At 45.0% G+C, this 5069-nt stretch carries 5 protein-coding genes; all 5 read left to right on the forward strand.

From position 1 onward, the window contains the following. Positions 1-1448: RecQ family ATP-dependent DNA helicase (locus tag WEIDD23_RS01160; RefSeq protein WP_347474439.1), on the forward strand; the 1448-nt coding region annotated here is incomplete at its 5' end. An 80-nt stretch (positions 1449-1528) separates the two neighbouring features. Then, complete coding sequence (locus tag WEIDD23_RS01165; RefSeq protein ID WP_010371725.1) at positions 1529-2173, forward strand: LysM peptidoglycan-binding domain-containing protein; 645 nt, start codon at positions 1529-1531, stop codon at positions 2171-2173. 94 nt (positions 2174-2267) lie between these two features. Further along, positions 2268-2942 (forward strand): (d)CMP kinase, encoded by a 675-nt coding sequence (cmk, locus tag WEIDD23_RS01170; RefSeq protein ID WP_010371721.1) that lies wholly within the window; start codon positions 2268-2270, stop codon positions 2940-2942. A gap of 99 nt (positions 2943-3041) precedes the next feature. Beyond that, positions 3042-4274 (forward strand): 30S ribosomal protein S1, encoded by a 1233-nt coding sequence (rpsA, locus tag WEIDD23_RS01175; RefSeq protein WP_010371718.1) that lies wholly within the window; start codon positions 3042-3044, stop codon positions 4272-4274. A gap of 185 nt (positions 4275-4459) precedes the next feature. Beyond that, a partial coding sequence (locus WEIDD23_RS01180; RefSeq protein ID WP_156469538.1) for a ribosome biogenesis GTPase Der occupies positions 4460-5069 on the forward strand: 610 nt, incomplete at its 3' end.

Consider the following 5069-nt stretch of genomic DNA (forward strand, 5'->3'; position numbering starts at 1 on the left):
TGCTCGTGGATAAGGGAGCATTGACCGCCGTATTGACGGACAAGTTTGGTTTTACCAGCTTTAAGACAGGTCAAGCAGAGGTGTTGGAAGCGTTAACTGCTGGTAAAAATACATTGGCGATGTTGCCAACGGGTGGTGGTAAGTCACTTATTTATCAAATGATGGGTAATCTGCGCGAAGGATTAGTTGTCATCGTGACGCCATTGCTGTCTTTGATGCAAGACCAAGTGGCCCGTTTGAATTATGCGGGTGAGTCTAAGGTGGTTGCGTTAAATTCAACACTGCCACAAGATGCCCGCCGTACGATTTTGCGTGGTTTGAACCAATATAAGTTTTTGTTTGTGTCTCCTGAAATGCTTGGTCAAACGGTGGTCCAATCAGCTTTACGAAAAGTAAAGATTAATTTGTTGGTTGTTGATGAAGCACACACGATTGTGAGTTGGGGGCCTGATTTTCGGCCCGACTATCTGGCCTTGCCACAAGTCCATCAGAAGCTTGGCCAACCACAACTTTTGTTATTAACGGCGACAGCAACTCCTCAAATGATGTCAAATATCACATCACCATTTGGGTTAGTACCAGAAGATTGGTTTATTTACCGGCAATCAGTGGATCGTCCAAATATTTATTTGCACACTGAGCAGCTAGATAACGAAGGCCGAAAGCGTGAACGTTTGGCTGAATTAGTGCGGCAGTTGAAAGAGCCCGGGATTGTCTACTTTTCAAGTCGCAAGCTAGCGACTTCAATGGCCGAATGGTTGCGTGAGACAACCGGCCAACGTGTGGCTGCTTACCATGCGGGATTGGATACAATGTCGCGTTACCGGATTCAACAACAGTTTATGATGGGACAAATTGACGTGATTACGGCAACATCAGCCTTCGGTATGGGAATTGATAAAGACGATGTTCGCTATGTCATTCACTATCATTTGAGTAATGATTTAGCAAATTATTTACAAGAAATCGGACGTGCCGGGCGTGACGGCGAGCAATCAGCGGCTGTTTTGTTGTATGTGCCCGGTGATGAAACGATGCAATTGCATATGATCGATAGTACAATTCCAACGCGTGAAGTGATTTTTGGCTATCTTGAAAAGCGTTTTGGAACTGATGAAATTGGTAAAGATAAGGCTAATTTGTTAGACTTTTATACCAAGCAAGGCCTAACAGCAGATCAAATTGCAGACATGTTTGAACAACGTCGGCAACAACGGCAGGCTGATTTAGCGCGTTTGGTTGGGTATGCTAAGTCACCGTCTGGTCTCCGCGCGACGTTACTAACGCACTTTGGGGATGAGACGACCGGTGCACCAAATACTGAGTCGGTCGGTGCACATGATTGGCACCCTGAAGAACTTGCGTTAGTTGCGACGACACAGGATGAACAACCAGTTGGTGTGACGGATTGGCGTACGCAAGTGGCAAAACTTTTTAATTTAGGTTAAGGAATGGGTGTGACACTAAATTTTGATGAGCCGTTAGTGTAGACTAAGGTGTAATCAAAAGAGAAGTAAGGAGACCAATCATGACCGAGAAAAATAATGAACAACAGCCATGGGAAGCGTCTTTTAAAGAAGACACGCCTGAGCAATACTCACGTACACAAAATCGACGTAAGTCACAACGTGTCAGCATGGTTGTTGGAATTTTGGTATTGATTGTGATTGCTCTGTCATTTGTGCCCGTTTACAAGTATTTGCAAGCGTTGAATAAGCCGGTAGATGCGACCACTAACACGGAATTGCCAGCTGCATCATCAACTAAGACCACGACGACTACAAGCAAAGTAACGGAAACGGCTAAGTCAGAGTCACGGGCAAAGCAGGCAGCCACACAGGCATCGAAAAAGGCAGCAAAGGCAGCCAGCGAAAAAGCAGCGAAAGAAGCCGCAGCATCGTCTAAGGCAGTCGCTGAGTCAGAAAGCGTTGCGAATGCCGCGACAAGTAGCATAAGTTCCGAGGCGGCATCCTCGTCATCAGCTAGTTCGTCATCAGCATCATCTTCTTCATCAGAAGCTGACGAGGCAGGAAGTGTAAAATTCGAATCAGGTACTTTGTACAGCTTTGCCGTTGCGAATGGGACAACCCCTGAAGCACTTTACTCGTTGAATCCAGGTTTAACGGCGGCAAATTATTCGAGTTACTACGGACAATCGCTAAAAGTGAAGTAAAAATAAGGAGACACAATGATCGTGTGTCTCTTTTATTTTGTTCTGAAATAGCGTACAATTAATTGTTAAATTAACGAGTGAGGAACTTACTGAAATGAATCCGATTCAAATTGCGATTGACGGGCCTGCATCAGCAGGTAAGTCAACGATTGCCAAAATTTTGGCATCAGATTTAAACTTTGTGTATGTTGATACTGGTGCGATGTATCGCGCAATTACACTAGCTGCTTTTCAAGCCGGCGTTAAGCCGGAAGATGAAGCAGGGGTCACGGCATTATTGCCAGACCTAACGATTACTTTTGAACCGGGTGAACCTGTGCAACGGGTTTTCTTGAATGGCACAGAAGTGACCGAAGCTATTCGTTCTGTTGAAGTAACAGCCAATGTTTCAGCGGTCTCTGCGTATGCGGCTGTTCGTGAAGCAATGACCGCTTTACAACGTGACATTGCAGCCAAGGGTGGCGTTGTGATGGATGGTCGTGATATTGGTACAACTGTCTTACCAAATGCGGAAGTTAAGATTTTCTTGATTGCATCAGTTGCTGAACGTGCGCAACGTCGTTTTAAGGAAAACCAAGCTAAGGGCATGAACACAACGTTGGCTGAGTTGGAAGTTGCGATTGAAAAACGTGATTATCTTGACTCGCACCGCGAAATTTCACCACTCAAGAAGGCTGACGATGCAGTTGAATTAGATACAACCGGTTTGTCAATTGATGGTGTTGTGGCAGCAGTCAAAGATATCATCGCGACAAAAACCAACAAATAATATAAATTAGTAAAGAAAGTTGGCCGTGACTACTAGTATTTTATAAAAGGATTAGGTATAATAACTACTAGAGTCGTGTGACCAGGAGGATATATTGTAATGAACGAAGAGAACAACGAGCTATTGGCAGCTCTTGACAGCGTAGCCGAAGTTAAAGTTGGCGATGTAGTTAAGGGTGAAGTCTTGGCAATTGACGATGCTCGTCAAGTTATCGTAGGTATCGAAGGTGCCGGTGTTGAGGGTGTTATCCCAATGCGCGAATTGACGGCTGACCGTGATGCTAACGTTAATGACCTTGTCAAGGTAGGAGACGTTTTGGATTTGGTAGTGGTTTCAACTATCGGTTCTGACAAGGAAGGTGGATCATACCTATTGTCAAAGCGTCGTTTGGAAGCTCGTCGTGCTTGGGAAGAAATCGCAAGCAAGCACAATGTTGATGACATTGTGGAAGCACCTGTAACGCAAGTCGTTAAGGGTGGATTGGTTGTTGACGTTGAAGGTGTACGTGGATTCGTGCCTGCTTCAATGATCGAGAACCGTTTCGTGCAAGATTTGAACCAATACAAGGGTCAAACTATTCGCGCGAAGATTATTGAGATCAACGCTGCTGACAGCCGCTTGATCTTGTCACGTCGTGATGTTTTGAACGAAGAGCGTTCAGCAGCATTGGCACGTGTATTCAACGAATTGTCAGTTGGTGACGTCGTTGAAGGTAAGGTTGCCCGTATGACTAACTTCGGTGCATTCATCGACCTTGGTGGTGTAGACGGATTGGTACACGTATCTGAAATCTCACACGAGCGCGTTTCACAACCTTCAGACGTTTTGTCAGTTGGTGAAGATGTTAAGGTTAAGGTTTTGGGATTGGATCCTGAAAAGGAACGTATCTCATTGTCAATCAAGGCTACGCAACCTGGTCCTTGGGAAGCTGCTGCTTCAGAAGCTCCAGAAGGAACTGTTTTGGAAGGTACTGTTAAGCGCGTTGTTGACTTTGGTGCCTTTGTTGAAGTATTCCCTGGTGTTGAAGGTTTGGTTCACGTTTCACAAATCTCACACAAGCACATCGCTAACCCAAGTGATGTTTTGAAGGCCGGTGACAAGGTTAAGGTTAAGGTTTTGGAAGTAAACCCTGACAAGCAACGTTTGTCATTGTCAATCAAGGCTTTGGAAGAGGCTCCTGCTCGCGAAGAAGGTCAATCAAACAACGATCGTCCTCGTCGCCAACGTCGTCCTCGCCAAGAACAAGCTCCAACTAACTACTCAACTTCAGAAGAAGAGGGTTCAGCTACGTTGGGTGATGCCTTTGGAGATATCTTCAAGGACTTCAACTAATCAGCTTTTAATAGCTTAAAAAATTAAGCGTGTGTTGGGTTGTCCTAACGCACGCTTAATTTCGTAAATGGGCTATTTTTTGTGCTGGTCACACGATAACAGACACATACTGTATTAAACAGTATAATCGAAAATAGTAATGAACACGTCGGCCGCCTCGGTGCGCTGACAGAAAAGAGGGTAACATGGGATTTCCTGTTGTGGCCGTTGTCGGCCGCCCAAACGTCGGTAAGTCAACTATTTTTAACCGTATTGCTGGTGATCGTATCTCAATTGTTGAGGACACACCAGGCGTTACGCGTGATCGTATTTATACGCGCGCAGAATGGTTGACCCGCGAATTCCGTCTAATTGATACTGGTGGAATTGACATGGCTGATGAGCCATTTATGACGCAAATTGTCCAACAAGCTGAGATTGCGATTGACGAAGCTGATGTGATTGTTTTCATGGTTTCTGCGCAAGAAGGTTTAACGGAAGCTGACGAACGCGTTGCAAAAATTTTGTACCGTTCAAAAAAGCCAGTCGTATTGGCCGTTAATAAGGTCGATAACATTGAAATGCGTTCAGAAATCTATGAGTTCTATGCGTTGGGATTTGGTGATCCATTCCCAATCTCAGGTTCTCACGGAACTGGGTTGGGAGACTTGTTAGATCAAGTTGTCTCACACTTCCCAGAAACGGACAACGAAGCAGATGATGATTCAATCCGCTTCTCATTCATTGGTCGTCCAAATGTTGGTAAGTCATCACTTGTGAATGCCATCCTAGGTGAAGAACGTGTTATTGTTTCTG

Origin of the sequence: Weissella sp. DD23 (genome assembly GCF_001579105.1) — a bacterium.
GTDB lineage: Bacteria > Bacillota > Bacilli > Lactobacillales > Lactobacillaceae > Weissella > Weissella cibaria.